Genomic DNA, 18,783 nt, shown 5'->3' with positions numbered 1-18,783 from the left:
TGCTGCACCATAAAAAAACCTGCCGGCAGTTGCCGGCAGATTTTTTTGCCCGCAGCGTCAACGCGGACTATTTCTTTTTCGGATACAGCTCTTTGCGCTTGTACGGTTCGATTTCACCCGGCTTGCGCGTTTTCAGCAGCTTGAGGATCCAGGTGTACTGCTCGGTATGCGGCTTCACGAACACTTCCACCTCTTCGTTCATCCGCCGGGCGATAGTGTTATCGTCCGCCTCCAGCAGATCGTCCATCGGCGGGCGCACCAGCACCGTCAGACGATGCGTTTTACCATCATAGACCGGGAACAGCGGTACGACGCGGGCGCGGCAGACTTTCATTAAACGGCCGATCGCCGGGAGCGTCGCTTTATAGGTGGCAAAGAAATCAACAAACTCGCTGTGCTCGGCGCCGTGATCCTGATCCGGCAGATAGTAGCCCCAGTACCCCTGACGCACCGACTGAATAAACGGTTTGATCCCGTCGTTGCGCGCGTGCATACGTCCACCGAAACGACGGCGCACGGTATTCCAGACGTAATCAAATACCGGATTGCCCTGATTATGGAACATCGCCGCCATTTTTTGCCCGCCGGAAGCCATCAGCATCGCCGGAATATCCACGCCCCAGGCATGGGGAACCAGAAAGATCACTTTCTCGTTGTTTCTCTGCATCTCCTCGATGATCTCTTTGCCCTGCCAGTCGACGCGAGAAAGAATGCGCTGCGGGTCGCGCAGGCCTAACTCCGCCATCATGACCATCGCCTGCGGCGCGGAGGCATACATTGCATCAATAATGGCTTCTCGTTCCTGCTCACTCTTTTCCGGGAAACAGTACAGCAGGTTAATCTGTGCCCGACGGCGCGAACTCTTTGCCAGGCGCCCCACAAAGCGCCCCATTTTGCCGAGAATCGGATCGCGGAAAGAGGCCGGCGTCAGAGCGATACCGGCGAAGGCAAAAACCCCTAACCACGCGCCCCAGTAGCGCGGTAGCAAAAAGGATTTTTCAAATTTTGGAATAAATTCAATATTATTTTTTTTCGTTTCCATGCCCAATCCGCAGAATTTCCGCTCAATAAAGATAATGGGTTAGTTTAGCGATACGTTGAGTAACGTACAAAAGAAAAAGCCGGCGCACAGCATGCACCGGCTTTAACTGACGGAAGGTTACTCAAACCGCAGCTGCGGAATCACCTGTTTTGCCTGCGCCAGATAATCGGTACGGTCGGAACCGCTGAGCCCTTCCGTACGCGGCAGTTTCGCCGTCAGCGGGTTGACCGCCTGCTGGTTGATCCACACTTCATAATGCAGATGCGGACCGGTAGAACGCCCGGTGTTGCCCGACAGCGCAATACGATCGCCGCGTTTCACCTTCTGCCCGGGTTTGACCAGCAGCTTACGCAGGTGCATATAGCGGGTGGTATAGGTGCGACCATGACGGACGGCGACGTAATAACCTGCCGCACCGCTACGTTTAGCCACCACCACTTCGCCATCCCCTACCGACAGCACCGGCGTACCCTGCGGCATCGCAAAATCGACGCCACGATGCGGCGCGACGCGGCCGGTCACCGGGTTCAGACGACGCGGGTTAAAGTTCGAAGAGACGCGGAACTGACGTGCGGTCGGGAAGCGCAGGAACCCCTTCGCCAGGCCGGTACCGTTGCGGTCGTAGAATTTGCCATCCTCAGCGCGGATCGCGTAATAGTCTTTACCCTCCGAGCGCAGACGTACGCCAAGCAGCTGGCTTTGCTCGCGCTTACCGTCGAGCATTTCACGCGACATCAGTACGGAAAACTCATCGCCTTTTTTCAGCTTACGGAAGTCCATCTGCCACTGCATGGCTTTGATCACCGCGCTAATTTCGGTGCTGGTCAGGCCGGCATCGCGAGCGCTGGCGACAAAGCTGCCGCCCACGGTACCTTTCAGTACGTTATTGACCCAGTCGCCTTTTTGCAGCTCGCTGCTCATTTTGAAACCGTTTGCAACCCGGTCATAGGTGCGGGTTTCGCGGCGCGACATCTCCCAGGTCAGGCTTTGCAGGTCACCGTCCGCCGTCAGGGTCCAGGAGAGCTGTTGGCCGATTTTCAAATTACGCAGCTCTTTATCCGCCGAGGAGAGCCGGGCGATATCGCCCATATCAATACCGTACTGATTAAGAATGCTGCTGAGCGTATCGCCGGTCGACACCACATATTCATGGCCGCCGGAATCGCTGTCCGCTTTATCATCCAGCTCGTCCTGAGGGATAGCTTCTTCTTCCTGAGGCGCCTGATCGATGGGTTCCGAAGCCTCTGGCAGCAGCGAACGAATTTCGCTTTGTTCCAGCTCAATGGTTCTGGAGATGGGAGCCGTTTCGGGATGGTGGTAGATGTAGGGTCGCCAGACGGCGACCGCTAAGGTAAGAACGCTAAGCGACCCCAGCATAACGCGGTGAGGTCGTGGCAGATTGTTAAATGCCTGAGTGACAGCGCGGGCTATCTGTTGCACGTATTCACTTCCTCGTTATTCTCCTTTCAGGCAGCTGGAATACTGATTCGCCATCTGGCTCAGGAATTGCGGGTAACTCTCTTTACCCAGCTTAATTCCGATTCCAAGTGGATCCAGGGTTCCCATGCGCACGGACGTTCCCCTGGCAACAGCTTCGATGACCGCTGGCCTGAACTGTGGCTCAGCAAAAACGCAAGTTGCTTTTTGCTCAACCAGCTGTGTTCTGATTTCGTGTAAACGCTGCGCACCAGGCTGGATTTCAGGGTTGACAGTAAAATGGCCCAGAGGGGTCAAACCGTAATGTTTTTCAAAGTAGCCGTAGGCGTCATGAAAAACGAAATATCCCTTCCCTTTCAGCGGTGCCAGCTCGGTCCCAACCTGCTTGTCGGTTGCGGCTAATTTTGCCTCAAAATCCTTCAGGTTGGCGTCAAGTTTGGCTCGACTCTGCGGCATAAGTTCCAATAATTTATCGTGGATTGCAACCGCCGAAAGGCGCGCTATCTCTGGGGAAAGCCACAGATGCATGTTATAGATGCCGTGATGGTGATCGTCGTCACTATTTTCCCCGGCGCCATGGTCGTGACCGTGATGGTCGTCGTCGTCGTCGGTGCCTTTCATGAGTAACGGTTTCACGCCGTCAAGCTCGGCAATCGTCACCTTTTTGTTCGGCGCAATGCTTTGCGTTGACTTATCCATAAACGCCTCCATCTCTGGACCAATCCAGACCACTAAGTCTGCGTTCTGTAAGCGTTTTGCATCCGATGGCCGCAGCGAATAGTCATGCTCCGAGGCCCCGTCCGGCAGCAGTACCTGCGTCTGTGTCACCCCATCCGCGATAGCGGAAGCGATAAAGCCCAGTGGCTTAAGGGAAGTGACAACCGCGGCGCTGGCCAACGGCGCATGGGCGAACAAAAAAGCGGCGCTAAGTCCAGCGCAAAGAAGCGTATTTTTATGTAACATAATGCGTCTAATCATCGTATAGAATGAGAAAGATGTGATATTATAACATTCACTGGCTTGTGCAACCTCTAATTTGATATGACAAATCTTGTAACTCTGGAAAACGTCGCGGTCGTTTATGGCCAAAGGCGCGTGCTGTCTGACATTTCGCTAACGCTAAAGCCGGGCAAAATTTTAACCTTACTGGGGCCGAACGGCGCCGGTAAATCGACCCTCGTGAGAGTGGTTCTGGGGCTGGTAGCACCCTCGGAAGGGATTATCAAACGCGACGGGCATCTGCGGATCGGCTATGTGCCGCAAAAGTTGCACCTTGATGCTACCCTGCCGCTGACCGTCAGCCGCTTTATGCTTTTACGTCCGGGAACGCACAAACGCGACATTCTGCCAGCGCTTAAGCGCGTGCAGGCCGGGCATCTGATCGACGCCCCTATGCAGAAGCTTTCCGGCGGAGAGACCCAGCGGGTACTGCTGGCGCGGGCGCTGCTCAATCAGCCGCAGCTGCTGGTGCTCGACGAGCCGACGCAGGGCGTTGACGTCAACGGTCAGGTGGCGCTTTACGATCTGATTAACCAGCTGCGCCAGGAGCTTGATTGCGCCGTACTGATGGTTTCTCATGACCTGCATCTGGTAATGGCCAAAACCGACGAAGTGCTGTGCCTGAATCAGCATATTTGCTGCTCCGGCGCGCCGGAAGTGGTCTCTATGCACCCGGAATTTATCTCGATGTTCGGCCAGCGCGGCGCGGAACAGCTAGGGATCTATCGCCATCATCATAACCACCGCCACGACCTGCAGGGGCGGATTGTACTGCGTCGGGGAAATGACCGTTAATGATTGAATTACTGCTCCCCGGCTGGCTGGCCGGAATGATGCTCGCCTGTGCGGCGGGTCCGCTGGGATCGTTCGTCGTCTGGCGCCGGATGTCCTACTTCGGTGATACCCTGGCCCACGCCTCTCTGCTCGGCGTGGCTTTTGGTTTACTGCTCAACGTCAATCCGTTCTATGCGGTCATCGCGGTGACGCTGCTGCTGGCGGGCGGCCTGGTGTGGCTGGAGAAACGCCCCCACCTGGCGGTAGACACGCTACTCGGCATCATGGCGCACAGCGCGCTGTCGCTGGGCCTGGTGGTGGTCAGCCTGATGTCAAACGTGCGCGTCGATCTGATGGCCTATCTGTTCGGCGATCTGCTGGCGGTGACGCCGGAAGATTTGATCTCCATTGCGATTGGCGTGGTTATCGTGCTGGCGATCCTGCTCTGGCAATGGCGCAACCTGCTGTCGATGACCATTAGCCCGGACCTGGCGTTTGTTGATGGCGTTAAGCTTCAGCGGGTCAAGCTGCTATTGATGCTGGTGACCGCGCTGACCATCGGCGTGGCGATGAAGTTCGTCGGGGCGCTGATTATCACGTCGCTGTTGATTATTCCCGCCGCCACGGCCCGCCGCTTTGCCCGTACGCCGGAGCAAATGGCGGGAGTGGCGGTTGGCGTTGGAATGATTGCGGTTACCGGAGGATTGACCTTCTCCGCGTTCTACGACACGCCGGCGGGGCCTTCCGTGGTGCTGTGCGCCGCGCTGCTGTTTATTTTCAGCATGAGCAAGAAACCGGCCGCCTGACGCTTATGCGCCCGCGTCAGCCGTCATCAAAACTCGGCAGACGGCTATGGGCTCATGGCCGTCTGCGGACGTTGTAGCCCGGCTAAGGCGTTCACGCCGCAAGCCGGGACATCAAACCGCAATACCGCTTCAGCTATTTCCCCGGCTTGCGCTCCGCTTAGCCGGGCTACTGGCCTCTGCAGTCTGCCGTTTTATAGCCGGACAACGATTACGGCATTTCCGGCGGCGTAATGCCGAAGTGGGTCCAGGCCCGTACCGTCGCCATTCGCCCGCGCGGCGTACGCTGTAAAAAGCCCTGCTGGATCAGATATGGCTCCAGCACGTCTTCAATGGTTTCCCGCTCTTCACCGATGGCCGCCGCCAGGTTATCCAGGCCGACCGGCCCGCCAAAGAATTTATCGATGACCGCCAGCAGCAGCTTACGGTCCATATAATCAAAGCCTTCGGCATCCACGTTGAGCATATCCAGCGCCTGAGCGGCAATCTCCTCAGAGATACGCCCGTCGTAGCGAACCTCGGCAAAGTCACGCACCCTGCGCAGCAGACGGTTGGCGATTCGCGGCGTACCGCGCGCGCGGCGCGCGACCTCCAGAGCCCCCTCTTCGCTCATCTCCAGTCCCATATAGCGGGCGCTGCGGCTGACAATATGCTGCAGGTCCGGGATCTGGTAGAACTCCAGGCGCTGAACGATGCCAAAACGGTCGCGTAGAGGTGATGTCAGCGAGCCGGCGCGAGTCGTCGCGCCAATCAGGGTAAACGGCGGCAGATCGATTTTTATCGAACGCGCCGCGGGCCCTTCGCCAATCATGATATCCAGCTGATAATCTTCCATTGCCGGATACAGGACTTCTTCGACCACCGGCGACAGGCGGTGGATCTCGTCGATAAACAGAACGTCGTGGGGCTCAAGATTGGTCAGCATCGCCGCCAGATCGCCCGCCTTCTCCAGCACCGGGCCGGAGGTGGTGCGCAGGTTAACGCCCATCTCGTTGGCGACGATGTTTGCCAGGGTGGTTTTCCCCAGCCCCGGCGGGCCAAAAATCAGCAGGTGATCGAGCGCGTCGCCGCGCAGCTTCGCCGCCTGGATAAAGATCTCCATTTGCGAACGGACGTGCGGCTGGCCCACGTACTCTTGCAGCAATTTAGGACGAATTGCGCGATCGGCCGCCTCTTCAAAACCGCTGCTGTCCGCCGATACCAGCCTGTCTGCTTCAATCATCCCTTACCTCACAACGCGGCGCGGAGCGCTTCGCGAATTAGCGTTTCACTGTTGGCATCCGGGCGTACGATTTTGCTGACCATCCGGCTGGCCTCCTGAGGTTTATAGCCCAGCGCCACCAGCGCGGCAACCGCTTCCTGTTCAGCATCATCGTCAGACGGGCCGGCCGGCGACGTCAGGACCAGATCCGCTGCCGGCGTGAACAGATCGCCGTGCAGTCCTTTGAAGCGGTCTTTCATCTCGACAATCAGACGTTCCGCGGTTTTCTTGCCGATACCCGGCAGCTTCACCAGCGCCGCCAGCTCCTCGCGCTCAACGGCATTGACAAACTGCTGCGCCGACATGCCGGAAAGGATCGCCAGCGCCAGCTTCGGACCGACGCCGTTAGTTTTAATCAGCTCTTTAAACAGCGTGCGCTCCTGCTTGTTGTTAAAGCCATACAGCAGCTGTGCATCTTCACGGACGATAAAGTGGGTGAAAATGATCGCCTCTTTACCCACGTCCGGCAGCTCATAGAAGCAGGTCATCGGCAGATGAACCTCATAGCCTACGCCTCCCGTTTCAAGTAAAACCAGCGGGGGTTGTTTTTCGAGAATGATGCCTCTGAGTCTGCCTATCACATGGAGCTCCTGGATTAAGGGCCGAAAGTCTAATGCGGTATCATAAAAAAAGGCTGGATAGATATCCAGCCTGATTTCAGGTTATCGTAAGCGTCCGCGCGCCAGGTTCAGGCGGCTTTCGCCGATCTGAGCCGCGTTCTGGCTGACGTGGCAATGGGTGATGGCGATGGCTAAAGCATCTGCCGCATCCGCCTGCGGGTTAGCCGGCAGCTTAAGCAACGTGCGCACCATGTGCTGCACCTGGCTCTTTTCCGCGCTGCCGATGCCGACAACGGTCTGCTTTACCTGCCTGGCGGCGTACTCAAAGACCGGCAGGTCCTGATTCGTCGCCGCGACAATCGCCACGCCGCGCGCCTGGCCGAGCTTCAGCGCCGAGTCGGCGTTCTTTGCCATAAACACTTGTTCGATGGCGAAGTAGTCCGGCTGGAACTGGGTGATAATTTCCGTCACGCCCGCATAGATAAGCTTCAGGCGAGACGGTAAATCATCCACTTTCGTGCGAATACAGCCGCTGCCCAGGTAGCTCAGCTGGCGTCCAACCTGGCGGATGACGCCATAACCAGTGACGCGCGACCCCGGGTCAATGCCGAGAATAATGGCCATCACGCGCCTCCGGTCATAACTAACCCGTGAGCCCCTAAAGATTTCAGTTCACAGCCAGGCGGCCACGCAGCGCATCCCCGGGAGCGTAGATTCACTGCGTGACCGGGGTAAGCGAGGAGAGCCAACACCGCTGTGGGCTGAAAGATTACGGATATCACAGGGTTGCGGCGACCTCATCAGAGATCTCGCCGTTGTGATAAACTTCCTGCACGTCGTCGCAATCTTCCAGCATATCGATCAGACGCAGCAGTTTCGGCGCAGTTTCCGCGTCCATATCCGCTTTGGTTGACGGGATCATCGAGACTTCAGCGGCGTCCGCTTTCAGGCCGGCGGCTTCCAGCGCATCGCGTACCGCGCCCATCTCTTCCCAGGCGGTATAAACGTCAATCGCGCCGTCGTCATAGGTCACAACGTCTTCCGCGCCCGCTTCCAGCGCCGCTTCCATGATCGCATCTTCGTCGCCTTTCTCGAAGGAGATAACGCCTTTTTTGCTGAAGAGGTAGGAAACGGAACCGTCGGTCCCCAGGTTACCGCCGGTTTTGGTGAAGGCATGACGTACTTCCGCCACGGTACGGTTGCGGTTGTCGGACAGACATTCAACCATTACCGCCGTGCCGCCAGGACCGTAACCTTCATAGATGATGGTTTCCATGTTCGCATCATCATCGCCGCCGACGCCGCGCGCGATAGCGCGGTTCAGGGTGTCGCGGGTCATGTTGTTGCTCAGCGCTTTGTCGATTGCCGCGCGCAGACGCGGGTTAGAGCCCGCATCGCCGCCGCCCAGACGCGCGGCGGTGACCAGCTCGCGAATAATTTTCGTAAAGATCTTACCGCGCTTGGCATCCTGTGCCGCTTTGCGGTGCTTGGTGTTGGCCCATTTACTATGACCTGCCATAAAAAACTCTCCAAAAAAAAGCGCGCCCTTTCAGGCGGCGTTAATTACAAATTCTTCAATCGCCTGCCGGTTGCTCCAGGACTTGGTCAACGTGGCGGCTTCCGCCGCGTCAACCCAGCGATAGTCCAGATGTTCCGTAAAGACAATCTGGCGTTCATGGGGGAGCGCGAGACGGAACCAAAACTCCGTATTGCGCTCAACGCCCGGCGCATAGCGATGACGTAAATGAGAAAATATCTCGAATTCTACCGTACGCTGACAATCAACCAAAGCCAGCTGCTCGCAGGCAACATCGATGGCGACCTCTTCCATAACTTCACGCGCGGCAGCCTGCGGCGCGGTTTCTCCCTCTTCCAGGCTGCCGGTAACCGACTGCCAGAACGCGGGATCGTCGCGCCGCTGCAACATCAGCACCCGCTTCGTATCTTCGGCGTAAATCACCACCAGTACGGAAACGGGGAGCTTGAATGACATCTTACTTATTCTCCAGAGACTCTTTTGCCTCTTTCGCCACCACCTGAATACCGAGTTCGCTCAGCGATGCCGGGTTAGCGAAGCTTGGCGCTTCAGTCATCAGGCAAGCGGCTGCGGTCGTTTTCGGGAAGGCGATAACGTCACGGATATTATCGGTACCGGTCAGCAGCATGGTCAAACGGTCGAGGCCAAAAGCCAGGCCCGCGTGCGGCGGGGTACCGTATTTCAGCGCGTCCAGCAGGAAGCCAAACTTCTCGCGCTGCTCCTGCTCGTTAATGCCCAGGATGCCGAACACGGTCTGCTGCATCTCACCGCTGTGAATACGCACGGAACCGCCGCCCACTTCATAGCCGTTGATGACCATATCGTAGGCGTTGGCCACCGCGTCTTCCGGCGCGGTTTTCAGCTCGGCGGCGGACATGTCTTTCGGCGAGGTGAACGGATGGTGCATCGCGGTCAGGCCGCCTTCGCCGTCGTCTTCAAACATCGGGAAGTCGATAACCCACAGCGGCGCCCATTTGTCTTCGTCGGTCAGGTTCAGGTCTTTGCCCAGCTTCAGACGCAGAGCGCCCAGCGCGTCGGCGACCACTTTTTTGTTATCCGCGCCGAAGAAGATCATATCGCCATCCTGCGCGCCGGTGCGCTCAAGGATCGCTTCAACGATGTCGGCGTTGAGGAATTTAGCCACCGGGCTGTTGATGCCTTCAAGGCCTTTCGCCCGCTCGGTTACTTTTATATAGGCCAGCCCTTTCGCGCCGTAGATCTGGACAAACTTACCGTATTCGTCGATTTGCTTACGGGTCAGCGCAGCGCCGCCCGGTACGCGCAGCGCGGCAACGCGCCCTTTGGCGTCGTTAGCCGGGCCGGCGAAGACGGCGAATTCCACCGCTTTCACCAGATCGGCGACGTCCACCAGCTCCATCGGGTTACGCAGGTCTGGTTTGTCAGAACCATAGCGGCGCTCGGCTTCGGCGAAGGTCATGATCGGGAAATCGCCCAGATCCACGCCCTTCACTTCCTGCCACAGGTTGCGCACCAGCGCTTCCATGACTTCGCGCACCTGCCCGGCGGTCATGAAGGAGGTTTCCACATCGATCTGGGTAAATTCCGGCTGACGGTCGGCACGCAGGTCTTCGTCGCGGAAGCATTTAACGATCTGATAGTAGCGGTCAAAACCGGACATCATCAGCAGCTGCTTGAACAGCTGTGGAGACTGCGGCAGCGCGTAGAATTTCCCTTTATGCACGCGGGATGGGACCAGGTAGTCGCGCGCGCCTTCCGGCGTGGCTTTGGTCAGCATCGGCGTTTCGATGTCGAGGAAACCGTGGTCATCCATAAAGCGGCGCACCAGGCTGGTGATTTTCGCACGGGTCTTCAGGCGCTGCGCCATTTCCGGACGACGCAGGTCCAGGTAGCGATATTTCAGACGCGCTTCTTCGGTATTGACGTGGTTGGAGTCCAGCGGCAGCGCTTCAGCGCGGTTGATAATCGTCAGATCCGATGCCAGCACTTCGATGGCACCGGTGGCCATATCGCTATTGATGTTTTTTTCGTCACGCGCGCGCACGGTACCGGTGACCTGGATGCAGAACTCATTACGCAGTTCAGAGGCCAGCTTCAATGCGTCGGCACGATCCGGATCGAAAAACACCTGTACGATGCCTTCGCGGTCACGCATATCGATAAAGATAAGGCTACCGAGATCACGACGACGGTTGACCCAACCACACAGAGTCACTTGCTGCCCTACGTGGGACAGACGAAGCTGCCCGCAATATTCTGTACGCATGAGATATCCCTTAACTTAGCCGCAGGCGGATTGTTGCCTGTCTTGCAGGCGACGAGGTCGCAGCTTTAGCTGATGTCACAACTGAATGAAAAAAGGCGGCTATTATACTGGAAATTATGGCGCACGATAAGCCCGGCGCAGCGCGCAGCGTTGCTTTGCTGAGCGCTTATTGCTTGTACTCACAAAAATTAACAAAATTTGTTACCCTCGGGCGAGATCGGCAACGGTATTGTAGCGACCTGACAACAGAAGAAGATACGGGGATATCATGTTAGAACTCAATGCAAAAAAAACCGCGCTGGTGGTTATAGACCTGCAGGAAGGCATTTTACCGTTTGCCGGCGGCCCGCATCGGGCTGACGACGTGGTTGAGCGCGCCGCGAGTCTGGCCAAAAAGTGCCGCCAGCAGGGTTCCCCGGTGGTCATGGTTCGCGTTGGCTGGTCGGCGGATTTCGCCGAAGCGCTGAAGCAGCCGGTCGATGCCCAGGCAGGCGCCCATACGCTACCGGAAAACTGGTGGACCTATCCGCTGGCGCTGGGAAAACAGGAGAGCGACATCGAAGTCACCAAACGCCAGTGGGGAGCCTTTTACGGCACCGACCTGGAGCTGCAGCTTCGCCGTCGCGGTATCGATACGATTATCCTGTGCGGTATCTCAACCAATATCGGCGTCGAATCGACGGCGCGCAACGCCTGGGAGCTGGGCTTCAATCTGATTCTCGTTGAAGACGCCTGCAGCGCAGCAACGGCTGAACAGCATCAGGGCAGCATGACGCACATCTTCCCGCGTATTGCCCGCGTACGCAGTACCGAGGAGGTACTTGCCGCGTTATGATCTATATTGGGCTTCCCCAATGGGCGCACCCGAAGTGGGTGCGCCTGGGTATCACCAGCCTTGAAGAGTATGCCCGCCATTTTAACTGCGTGGAGGGCAACACGACCCTGTACGCTTTACCAAAAGCTGAGATTGTCAGCCGCTGGTATGAACAAACCCACGATGATTTTCGCTTCTGCTTCAAGTTTCCGGCCACCATTTCGCACCAGGCATCGCTGCGCAACTGCGACGACTTAAGCCACGAGTTTTTCACCCGCCTGGCGCCGCTGTCATCGCGCATTGGCCAATACTGGCTGCAGCTGCCGGCCACGTTCGGCCCTCGGGATCTTCCCGCGCTCTGGCAGTTCCTCGACAGCCTGCCGCGCGCATTTAGCTACGGCGTTGAGGTAAGGCATCCGGAGTTTTTCGCCAAAGAGGAAGCGGAACAGCAGCTCAATCGCGGGCTGCATCAGCGAAACGTCAACCGCGTCATCCTGGATAGCCGTCCGGTTCATAGCGCCGTCGCCCGCAGCCCGGCGATGCTCGACGCGCAAAGAAAGAAGCCAAAAGTCCCCGTCCATGCGCTGGTGACGGCCCACCATCCGATGGTGCGTTTTATCGGCAGCGATGACATGGCGCAAAATCGTGAGCTGTTTAGCGTGTGGTTACGCACGCTGCCAAAATGGGCGCAGACAACCACGCCGTACCTGTTCCTCCATACCCCGGATATCGCCCAGGCGCCGGAACTGGTCGACACCCTGTGGAGCGATCTGCGCGCCGCCCTACCGGAAATAGGGGTGGCACCTTCAATTCCGCAGCAAACCTCTCTTTTCTGATATCCTGCTATCCTCAATTGAGCCACCGGAAGCGATAAAAGGGAGTTTTGAGTATGGTCAGCGCGCTGTATGCGGTTTTAGGTGCGTTATTGCTTATTAAGTTTTCCTGGGACGTTGTACGACTGAGGACGCAATATCGCGTTGGCTACGGCGACGGCGGTTTTAGCGAACTGCAGGTTGCTATACGCGTGCACGGAAACGCGGTGGAATATATTCCCATTGGCCTGATTCTGCTGCTGTTTATGGAAATGAACGGCGCGCAGACCTGGATGGTCCACGTCTGCGGTATTTTACTGATCGCCGGGCGCCTGATGCACTCCTATGGCTTTCATCATCGTCTCTACCGCTGGCGTCGTTCCGGCATGAGCGCGACGTGGTGTTCGTTGTTGCTGATGGTGCTGGCGAACTTCTGGTATATGCCCTGGGAGTTGGTTTTCTCCGTCCGTTAGCGCACAATACGCCGTTTTCGATTTTTCGGGTTTAACGTTATGTCTCACCGCGATACGCTTTTTTCCGCGCCGATTGCCAGCCTCGGCGACTGGACCTTTGATGAACGGGTTGCTGAAGTCTTCCCGGATATGATCCAGCGCTCTGTTCCCGGCTATTCCAATATCATTTCTATGATCGGCATGCTGGCGGAACGTTTCGTTCAGCCGGATACCCAGGTTTACGATCTCGGCTGCTCGCTTGGCGCAGCCACGCTGTCCGTGCGCCGCAATATTGCGCATGCCGGCTGCAAAATCATCGCCGTTGATAATTCGCCGGCCATGGTCGAACGCTGCCGTCGCCATATTGATGCCTATAAGGCGCCGACGCCGGTCGAAGTGATTGAAGGCGATATTCGCCACGTCACGATAGAAAACGCCTCGATGGTGGTGCTGAACTTCACCATCCAGTTTCTCGAACCGGGCGAACGCCAGGCCATTCTTGATAAGGTCTATCAGGGACTCAATCCGGGCGGCGCGCTGGTGCTGTCGGAAAAATTCAGCTTCGAAGATGACAACGTCGGCGAACTGCTGTTCAACATGCATCATGATTTCAAACGCGCCAACGGCTATAGCGAGCTGGAAATCAGCCAAAAGCGCAGCATGCTGGAAAACGTGATGCTCACCGATTCCGTCGAAACCCACAAAGCGCGCCTGCGCAAGGCCGGTTTCGAACATGCCGAACTGTGGTTCCAGTGCTTTAACTTCGGATCGTTAATCGCCGTAAAATCCGGGGACCAGGCATGATTGATTTCAGCAACTTTTATCAGTTAATTGCCAAAAGCCCGCTGTCGCACTGGCTGGAGACGCTGCCCGCCCAGGTGGCGGCCTGGCAGCGTGACGCGCTGCACGGGAAATACCGGGAATGGGAGCGGGCCGTCGAGTTTCTGCCCGAGTTTTCGCCCTACCGACTGGATCTGCTGCATAGCGTCACCGCGGAGAGCGAAACGCCGCTGGGCGACGGTCAGCGTCTGCGGATTGAAAACCTGCTGAAGAATCTGATGCCGTGGCGTAAAGGGCCCTGGTCGCTTTACGGCGTGAATATCGACACCGAATGGCGTTCCGACTGGAAGTGGGAACGCGTACTGCCGCACCTTTCCGACCTCACCGGACGTACCATCCTTGATGTCGGCTGCGGCAGCGGATACCACATGTGGCGGATGATTGGCGCCGGGGCTCGTCTGGCGGTAGGCATCGATCCCACCCAGCTGTTCCTTTGCCAGTTTGAAGCGGTGCGAAAACTGTTGGGCAACGATCAGCGCGCGCATCTGCTGCCGCTGGGCATTGAGCAGCTTCCGGCGCTGAACGCCTTTGATACCGTCTTTTCGATGGGCGTGCTGTACCACCGCCGCTCCCCGCTCGATCACCTGTGGCAGCTCAAAGATCAGCTGGTTCCCGGCGGCGAACTGGTGCTGGAGACGCTGGTCGTCGAGGGCGACGAAAATACCGTGCTGGTGCCGGGCGATCGCTATGCGCAGATGCGCAACGTCTACTTTATCCCTTCTGCCGCCGCGCTAAAGCAGTGGCTGGAGAAATGCGGATTTATCGATGTACGCATCGTCGACGCGTGCGTGACGTCCACCGAAGAGCAGCGCCGCACCGAGTGGATGACCACCGAGTCTCTGGCCGACTTCCTCGATCCGCAGGATAGCAGCAAAACCCGCGAAGGCTACCCTGCCCCGCTGCGCGCGGTGCTTATTGCCACCAAACCGGAAACAGAACAGTCGCTGGCGGCGAAAAAGCGGGCCGACAAGCAGCCTGGCTAACGCGTTTTCAGGATAAAAAAAGGCCCCTGTTTAATGGGCAGGGGCCTGGTACGGGCAATCATCATATTGGGCGACATGATGTGCAGCAAAAAACGGTTTATCCCCGTCATACTTCAAGTTGCATGTGCGTTGGCTTTCCTCGCTCACCCCAGTCACTTACTTGAGTAAGCTCCTGTGGATCCCCTGCGTCGCCGCCTTCTCGCAACTCGAATTATTTAGGGTCTTAATCTCTCTGTGCGGAAATAATCTTCTTCATTTCCGCTACCGCTTCGCCATTGACGGCGTAGCGTAAGTATTCATCTGCTTCGGCATCCGTAGACATCGACAGTCCGGGATTGCGAAAGCGCATCGGGGACGGTAACCACTGGCCTGCCGAGGTATGCACCTCTTTTACCCCTGCCTGCAAAAATAGCGGCAGGTTGGCGGCGCGGACGCCTGCACCGGCCATAATAATAGGAGTATCGCTTTGGGAAATAAGTTCCCTGATTAATGAAATTCCTTTTTCGGCTGAAGACTGCTGGCCCGAAGTCAGGATACGCTGAACGCCGAGTTCAGCCAGCTCAGCGCTGGCCTGGCGCGGGTCGGCGCACATATCAAAGGCCCGATGAAAGGTGACGGCCAGGGTTCCCGCCGCCGCCATTATTTTTTTCATTCGCGCCCTATCCACCCGACCGTCGGCGTCCAGAACGCCGATCACCATGCCGGGAAAACCGAGATCCTTCACCGCGGCCACATCATCAAGCATCGCGGCAAATTCGCCGGCGGTATAGCAAAAATCACCGCCGCGCGGGCGAATAATCGGATGAACGGGAATGGTCACCGCTTCACGCACCGATTTCAGTCCCCCCAGCGAAGGCGTCAGCCCTCCCTCCTGCGGCGCGGCGCATAGCTCGATGCGATCGGCGCCCCGGCGCTGGGCCTCCAGCGCGCACTCCATGCTGTAACAACAGACTTCCAGTAAGGTCATTCTTCTCTCCGTCGATAGGGCAGGCACTACAGAATGTCACGATTTCTTCCGGCAGACGCCGCGTCGCTTCACACTGTTATCGTTCAGCGTGTTCGCTGGCGACAATTTGCTCAATCGACCACGGGTGAAATTTGATCGTCACTTTGCCATCCGTTACCGCCAGGGTCGGATTCGGTAAACGCTCACGCTCTCCTTTCGGCGCGCTGGTCTTCACAAAAATGCCCGGCTGGCCCAGCCCTTCATCGGAAAGCAGCGCCAGCGCGCGGGTATTGAGCGTTTCAGGATCGCCCGGCAGAACGATTTCAATATGCTCCCAGCCTTCATGCGGATAGCGCTTTTCGCCCGGCCACGGCAGTTCAACGATGCTAAAACGCCAGTGCGCTACGACCACCGGCTCATCCAGCCTGAACAGGCAGATGGGTCGACCGTTAATGACATTTTCCGACAGCAGAGTAGCGCATTGTTCAAAGCCGCGACGCCAGCGCTCCGCCGTAGCGTTCTGGTGACAGCGCAGGGAAATATGGTCGGCGTCATGGGGCGTAATATCGAGACCGAGCCGGTGAGCAAGCGCGTTCAGCGCCTCGGTAAAGCGCGGCAGGTCCGCGGAAATATCGTTCAGTTCATCTATCTGCTGCCAGTTCGCCATCGTAAGCCTCGGTACTCGCTAAAAAGCGCTAATCTATCGCGTTTTCCGCGACCAACCAACCGGCAATCGCCGGCAGCGTCCCGCGAACGGTTATTCGTTGAGCGCGAGGCTCAGCAACCTCCGCGCGGTGCTGACGCGTGGGTGCAAATGCAGTATACTCCTGCCCTAATTTGTCCACATTCCCGCGCCGCCCCATCAGGGTGACGGCGTGTTAACGTAAGGTGTTTCGGTGAATATTCAGGCTCTTCTCTCAGAAAAAGTCAGTCAGGCCCTGATCGCGGCAGGCGCGTCTGCCGATTGCGAACCTCAGGTCCGCCAGTCAGCAAAAGTCCAGTTCGGCGACTATCAGGCCAACGGCGTGATGGCCGTTGCCAAAAAACTGGGCATGGCGCCGCGACAACTTGCAGAGCAGGTACTGTCTCATCTCGATCTGAGCGGGATTGCCAATAAGGTAGAGATCGCCGGCCCTGGCTTTATTAATATTTTCCTCGATCCGGCCTTCCTCGCGGAAAACGTCAGCAGCGCGCTGAAATCGGAACGTCTGGGCGTGGCTCAGCCGCAGGCGCAGACGGTGGTCGTCGATTACTCCGCGCCGAACGTGGCGAAAGAGATGCACGTAGGCCATCTGCGCTCCACCATTATTGGCGACGCCGCGGTGCGTACGCTGGAGTTTCTCGGCCATAAAGTGATCCGCGCTAACCACGTGGGCGACTGGGGCACCCAGTTCGGCATGCTCATCGCGTACCTGGAAAAACAGCAGCAGGAAAACGCCGGTGAAATGGCGCTGGCCGACCTCGAAGGTTTCTATCGCGAAGCGAAAAAACACTACGATGAAGATGAAGCCTTCGCCGAGCGCGCGCGCAGCTATGTCGTTAAGCTGCAGGGCGGCGACGAGTACTTCCGCGAAATGTGGCGCAAGCTGGTCGACATCACCATGTCGCAAAACCAGTTAACCTATAACCGCCTCAACGTTACCCTGACCCGCGACGACGTGATGGGTGAAAGCCTCTATAACCCGATGCTGCCGGGTATCGTTGCCGATCTGAAAGCCAAAGGTCTGGCGGTAGAAAGCGAAGGCGCGACCGTGGTGTTCCTTGATGAGTACAAAAACAAGGAAGGCGAACCGATGGGCGTTATCATCCAGAAGAAGGATGGCGGCTATCTCTACACCACCACCGATATCGCCTGCGCAAAATACCGCTACGAAAATTTGCATGCTGACCGCGTGCTTTACTACATCGACTCTCGCCAGCACCAGCACCTGATGCAGGCGTGGACCATCGTGCGTAAAGCCGGCTACGTGCCGGATTCCGTCCCGCTGGAGCACCACATGTTCGGCATGATGCTCGGCAAAGATGGCAAACCGTTTAAAACCCGCGCCGGCGGTACCGTGAAGCTCGCCGACCTGCTGGACGAAGCGCTGGAGCGCGCGCGCCGTCTGGTGGCGGAGAAAAACCCGGAGATGCCCGCCGATGAGCTGGAAAAACTGGCGAACGCGGTCGGGATCGGCGCGGTGAAATATGCCGACTTGTCTAAAAACCGCACCACCGACTACATCTTTGACTGGGACAACATGCTGGCCTTTGAGGGCAATACCGCGCCTTATATGCAGTATGCCTATACCCGCGTGCTCTCCGTGTTCCGCAAAGCGGATATCGATGAAAGCGCGCTGGCGGCGGCGCCGGTGGTCATCACCGAAGAGCGCGAAGCCCAGCTGGCGGCCCGTCTGCTGCAGTTTGAAGAAACCCTGACGGTCGTCGCGCGTGAAGGCACGCCGCACGTGATGTGTTCTTACCTGTACGATCTGGCGGGTCTGTTCTCCGGCTTCTACGAGCACTGCCCGATCCTGAGCGCCGAAAGCGAAGAGACGCGCAACAGCCGCCTGAAGCTGGCGCTGCTGACGGCGAAAACGCTGAAGCTGGGTCTGGATACCCTGGGTATCGAAACCGTAGAACGGATGTAAAACCAAACCCGGCGAAAGCCGGGTTTGGTTTATAACGCCTGATGGCGCCACGCTCATCAGACCTGCAGCATCATTGTATCCCCGGTAAGCGTAAGCGCCACCGGGGAAATTCCGACCTTCTCAGAAATACTTCCGCAGATACTCCGTCAGGCACAGGATCGCCATCGCCTGGCCATACGGCATCGACGTCAGCGGAATGTCGCGATAAAAATCCAGATTCGAACCCATGCCGGTACCGAACGACGTTTGCAGCAGCTCCCCTTGCGCTGAGATATTCTGCACGATGCCGCGAATCGCTTTTTCCGCAACCTCCGCATACGCCTGGCTCACGTAGCGCTTGCGCACCGCTTTGAGGATCCCATAAGCAAAACCGGCGGTCGCCGACGCTTCCAGATAGGAGTCAGGATCGTCAAGCAGCGTATGCCACAGGCCGCTATCGTCCTGACAGCGGGCCAGCGCCGCAATCTGCGCATTCAGCACCTGCACCAGATAACGCCGTACCGCGCTGTTCTCTGAGAGATCCCCTCATAATTTCCCCAAAACGTAACCATGTGTGAATAGATTTTGAGTAAGCAGGGTTGCAGCCACGAGTGAGTCTTCCCTTGTTATTGTGTAGCCAGAATGCCGCAAAACTTCCATGCCTAAGCG

20 protein-coding genes and 1 pseudogene are annotated in these 18,783 nt (G+C 57.5%); 8 read left to right on the top strand and 13 right to left on the bottom strand.

Going from position 1 to position 18,783, the window contains the following annotated elements; all coding sequences use genetic code 11:
• Positions 1-67: 67 nt before the first annotated feature.
• The 3 genes from lpxM to znuA form a co-directional block, all read right to left on the bottom strand.
• The gene (gene lpxM, locus SIK97_RS21880; protein WP_047723542.1) at positions 68-1,042 is read right to left on the bottom strand and encodes a lauroyl-Kdo(2)-lipid IV(A) myristoyltransferase; all 975 of its coding nucleotides are present in this window, start codon (positions 1,040-1,042) and stop codon (positions 68-70) included.
• Positions 1,043-1,159: 117 nt separating this feature from the next.
• Positions 1,160-2,482 (bottom strand): murein DD-endopeptidase MepM, encoded by a 1,323-nt coding sequence (mepM, locus tag SIK97_RS21875; RefSeq protein ID WP_057173088.1) that lies wholly within the window; start codon positions 2,480-2,482, stop codon positions 1,160-1,162.
• Between the two features lie 15 nt (positions 2,483-2,497).
• Complete coding sequence (gene znuA, locus SIK97_RS21870; RefSeq protein ID WP_004852123.1) at positions 2,498-3,442, bottom strand: zinc ABC transporter substrate-binding protein ZnuA; 945 nt, start codon at positions 3,440-3,442, stop codon at positions 2,498-2,500.
• Between the two features lie 78 nt (positions 3,443-3,520).
• Here znuA and znuC point away from each other — a divergent pair, with 78 nt between their 5' ends.
• Both znuC and znuB read left to right on the top strand, forming a co-directional pair.
• On the top strand, positions 3,521-4,273 hold the full coding sequence (znuC, locus tag SIK97_RS21865; RefSeq protein WP_014229853.1) for a zinc ABC transporter ATP-binding protein ZnuC: 753 nt from the start codon (positions 3,521-3,523) through the stop codon (positions 4,271-4,273).
• The gene (znuB, locus tag SIK97_RS21860; RefSeq protein ID WP_014229854.1) at positions 4,273-5,058 is read left to right on the top strand and encodes a zinc ABC transporter permease subunit ZnuB; all 786 of its coding nucleotides are present in this window, start codon (positions 4,273-4,275) and stop codon (positions 5,056-5,058) included. Before znuC ends, znuB begins: the two co-directional genes overlap by 1 nt.
• A 208-nt stretch (positions 5,059-5,266) precedes the next feature.
• Here the strand turns inward: znuB and ruvB are convergent, their stop codons facing one another.
• From ruvB to aspS, 6 genes are all read right to left on the bottom strand, one after another.
• Positions 5,267-6,277 carry a Holliday junction branch migration DNA helicase RuvB gene (gene ruvB / locus SIK97_RS21855; RefSeq protein ID WP_004852130.1) on the bottom strand — a complete coding sequence of 337 codons (1,011 nt, stop codon included), beginning with the start codon at positions 6,275-6,277 and terminating at the stop codon, positions 5,267-5,269.
• A gap of 8 nt (positions 6,278-6,285) precedes the next feature.
• Positions 6,286-6,897, bottom strand: a complete 612-nt coding sequence (gene ruvA / locus SIK97_RS21850; RefSeq protein ID WP_004103390.1) for a Holliday junction branch migration protein RuvA — start codon at positions 6,895-6,897, stop codon at positions 6,286-6,288.
• 81 nt (positions 6,898-6,978) lie between these two features.
• Positions 6,979-7,500, bottom strand: a complete 522-nt coding sequence (gene ruvC / locus SIK97_RS21845; protein WP_014229855.1) for a crossover junction endodeoxyribonuclease RuvC — start codon at positions 7,498-7,500, stop codon at positions 6,979-6,981.
• 154 nt (positions 7,501-7,654) lie between these two features.
• Positions 7,655-8,395 (bottom strand): YebC/PmpR family DNA-binding transcriptional regulator, encoded by a 741-nt coding sequence (locus SIK97_RS21840; protein ID WP_004122063.1) that lies wholly within the window; start codon positions 8,393-8,395, stop codon positions 7,655-7,657.
• Positions 8,396-8,425: 30 nt separating this feature from the next.
• A complete protein-coding gene (gene nudB, locus SIK97_RS21835; RefSeq protein WP_004852138.1) occupies positions 8,426-8,869 on the bottom strand; it encodes a dihydroneopterin triphosphate diphosphatase in 444 nt (147 codons plus the stop codon).
• A 1-nt stretch (position 8,870) separates the two neighbouring features.
• Positions 8,871-10,658 (bottom strand): aspartate--tRNA ligase, encoded by a 1,788-nt coding sequence (gene aspS / locus SIK97_RS21830; protein WP_047723535.1) that lies wholly within the window; start codon positions 10,656-10,658, stop codon positions 8,871-8,873.
• Between the two features lie 268 nt (positions 10,659-10,926).
• Between aspS and SIK97_RS21825 the strand changes: the two genes are divergently transcribed.
• From SIK97_RS21825 to cmoB, 5 genes are read left to right on the top strand one after another with little or no spacing between them, the layout of a single operon-like run.
• The gene (locus tag SIK97_RS21825; protein ID WP_046878055.1) at positions 10,927-11,493 is read left to right on the top strand and encodes a hydrolase; all 567 of its coding nucleotides are present in this window, start codon (positions 10,927-10,929) and stop codon (positions 11,491-11,493) included.
• Positions 11,490-12,308 (top strand): DUF72 domain-containing protein, encoded by an 819-nt coding sequence (locus tag SIK97_RS21820; RefSeq protein WP_047723532.1) that lies wholly within the window; start codon positions 11,490-11,492, stop codon positions 12,306-12,308. Before SIK97_RS21825 ends, SIK97_RS21820 begins: the two co-directional genes overlap by 4 nt.
• A 53-nt stretch (positions 12,309-12,361) precedes the next feature.
• A complete protein-coding gene (locus SIK97_RS21815; RefSeq protein WP_025106117.1) occupies positions 12,362-12,757 on the top strand; it encodes an MAPEG family protein in 396 nt (131 codons plus the stop codon).
• 39 nt (positions 12,758-12,796) lie between these two features.
• Entirely contained in the window at positions 12,797-13,540 is a 744-nt protein-coding gene (gene cmoA / locus SIK97_RS21810; RefSeq protein ID WP_009652021.1) for a carboxy-S-adenosyl-L-methionine synthase CmoA, read from the top strand.
• On the top strand, positions 13,537-14,559 hold the full coding sequence (gene cmoB / locus SIK97_RS21805) for a tRNA 5-methoxyuridine(34)/uridine 5-oxyacetic acid(34) synthase CmoB (RefSeq protein WP_004852151.1): 1,023 nt from the start codon (positions 13,537-13,539) through the stop codon (positions 14,557-14,559). The genes cmoA and cmoB overlap by 4 nt, the downstream gene beginning before the upstream one ends.
• A 223-nt stretch (positions 14,560-14,782) precedes the next feature.
• On the opposite strand, the gene cutC is transcribed toward cmoB, so the two are convergent.
• Together cutC and SIK97_RS21795 are read right to left on the bottom strand one after the other, a co-directional pair.
• Positions 14,783-15,526 carry a copper homeostasis protein CutC gene (cutC, locus tag SIK97_RS21800; protein ID WP_047723530.1) on the bottom strand — a complete coding sequence of 248 codons (744 nt, stop codon included), beginning with the start codon at positions 15,524-15,526 and terminating at the stop codon, positions 14,783-14,785.
• Between the two features lie 76 nt (positions 15,527-15,602).
• Entirely contained in the window at positions 15,603-16,172 is a 570-nt protein-coding gene (locus tag SIK97_RS21795; RefSeq protein ID WP_014838837.1) for a VOC family protein, read from the bottom strand.
• 229 nt (positions 16,173-16,401) lie between these two features.
• Here SIK97_RS21795 and argS point away from each other — a divergent pair, with 229 nt between their 5' ends.
• Positions 16,402-18,135, top strand: a complete 1,734-nt coding sequence (argS, locus tag SIK97_RS21790) for an arginine--tRNA ligase (RefSeq protein ID WP_025106115.1) — start codon at positions 16,402-16,404, stop codon at positions 18,133-18,135.
• A 120-nt stretch (positions 18,136-18,255) separates the two neighbouring features.
• Here argS and SIK97_RS21785 read toward each other — a convergent pair.
• Positions 18,256-18,657, bottom strand: a pseudogene (locus SIK97_RS21785) (glycoside hydrolase family 88 protein); the annotation flags it as partial.
• A 3-nt stretch (positions 18,658-18,660) separates the two neighbouring features.
• Positions 18,661-18,783 (bottom strand): hypothetical protein (locus tag SIK97_RS21780; RefSeq protein WP_224119073.1); only part of this gene is annotated, 123 nt, incomplete at its 5' end.

It is taken from the genome of Klebsiella sp. JN_Kp126, assembly GCF_033843325.1.
In the GTDB taxonomy this organism is placed as follows: Bacteria; Pseudomonadota; Gammaproteobacteria; order Enterobacterales; family Enterobacteriaceae; genus Klebsiella; species Klebsiella michiganensis.
The sequence above is the reverse complement of the archived record's forward strand: the minus strand, read 5'-3'. Positions and strand labels throughout refer to the sequence as shown.